1 protein-coding gene and 2 pseudogenes are annotated in these 868 nt (G+C 54.1%); all 3 read left to right on the top strand.

What is annotated here, in order from left to right:
* Nucleotides 1-204: pseudogene (locus tag WMO20_RS14395) on the top strand (hypothetical protein); the annotation flags it as partial.
* A gap of 15 nt (nucleotides 205-219) precedes the next feature.
* Nucleotides 220-318, top strand: a pseudogene (locus tag WMO20_RS14400) (class I SAM-dependent methyltransferase); the annotation flags it as partial.
* Nucleotides 315-868: ketopantoate reductase family protein (locus WMO20_RS14405; protein WP_349187309.1), on the top strand; the 554-nt coding region annotated here is incomplete at its 3' end. The pseudogene WMO20_RS14400 and the gene WMO20_RS14405, both read left to right, overlap by 4 nt.

Here is an 868-nt window from a genome sequence, read left to right on the forward strand (position 1 = left end):
TTGTCCGTTATGAATCTCATGGACCGCTTTTTGATCGATGGCTACTGGGTGGGGCACACGAACGCATGGACGATCCCTGGAACAGAAGATCTGAAGCCGTACATCACCGCAAAAGACAAGCAGAAAAAGTGGCTGTTCGGCACGGTGGGCATGGCAGTCATAGCGATGGTGCTGGCGGCAATGATGACTATTTTTACTCACTGAGGGAGGAACCTATGAAATCCTTCTATCAGCGGCTGTTTCCGGTTTCTCGCCAAGGTAGGGGACAATGGGATGAAAATGCAGATCGTGAAGATCGGATTTGGAGGCAAGCTATGAAAATTCTGGTATATGGTGCAGGCGTTCTGGGGTGCAATCTGGCAAGAAATCTGCTGCGCGCCGGAAAGGATATCACCCTGCTTGCGCGAGGAAACTGGGCAGCGGAGATCAAGCGGAACGGCCTGCGGATCAAGGACAAATTTTCGCTCCGCACCTCGGTCAGCCGCATTCCGGTGGTGACTGAACTTGCACCGGATGCAATGTACGATGTGATCTTTGTGGTCCTGCGCTATACACAGCTGGATTCCGTTCTGGACACGCTGCGGGCGAACCGGACGAAGAACATCGTTTTTGTGGGGAACAATGTGCAGGCGAGGGCGCTGGCGGCGGCGCTGCCGGGGAAGAACGTCCTGTTTGCCTTTGCGCTTTCTGCGGGGCATCGGGAGGTTGACCGGGTGGTCTCCATCGACCTGAAAAAGATCACCATCGGACAGCTGCCGGATGCAACCTCCAATAAACAGTTGATCGGGCGTATCTTCCACGGCACAAAATACAAGGTTGTTTACGAGCCGAACATGGAGGACTATCTGCTCTGCCATGCCGCGTTTGT

The sequence above is a fragment of the Faecalibacterium intestinale genome, assembly GCF_040096575.1.
In the GTDB taxonomy this organism is placed as follows: domain Bacteria; phylum Bacillota; class Clostridia; order Oscillospirales; family Ruminococcaceae; genus Faecalibacterium; species Faecalibacterium intestinale.